Annotated in this window: 1 tRNA gene; it reads left to right on the plus strand. The window is 47.9% G+C overall.

Annotated elements, in window-relative coordinates:
* Positions 1-110 precede the first annotated feature (110 nt).
* Positions 111-186: transfer RNA gene (locus IM300_RS22560), tRNA-Glu, on the plus strand.
* The last annotated feature ends 146 nt before the right edge of the window (positions 187-332 follow it).

Below are 332 nucleotides of genomic sequence, written 5' to 3' on the forward strand. Positions count from 1 at the left end.
GAACCTGCGGTTGGATCACCTCCTTACCTTAAAGAACCTGCCTTTGCAGTGCTCACACAGATTGTCTGATGAAAAGTAAATAGCAAGGCGTCTTGCGATTGAGACTGTACGTCCCCTTCGTCTAGAGGCCCAGGACACCGCCCTTTCACGGCGGTAACAGGGGTTCGAATCCCCTAGGGGACGCCACTTGCTGGTTCGTGAGTGAAAGTCACCTGCCGTCATATCTCAAAACTGACTTACGAGTCATGTTTGAGATATTTGCTCTTTAAAAATCTGGATCAAGCTGAAAATTGAAACGACACACAGCTCATGTGTGTTCGAGTCTCTCAAAT

The organism is Enterobacter cloacae complex sp. I2, assembly GCF_014896205.1.
Lineage (GTDB): Bacteria > Pseudomonadota > Gammaproteobacteria > Enterobacterales > Enterobacteriaceae > Enterobacter > Enterobacter quasihormaechei.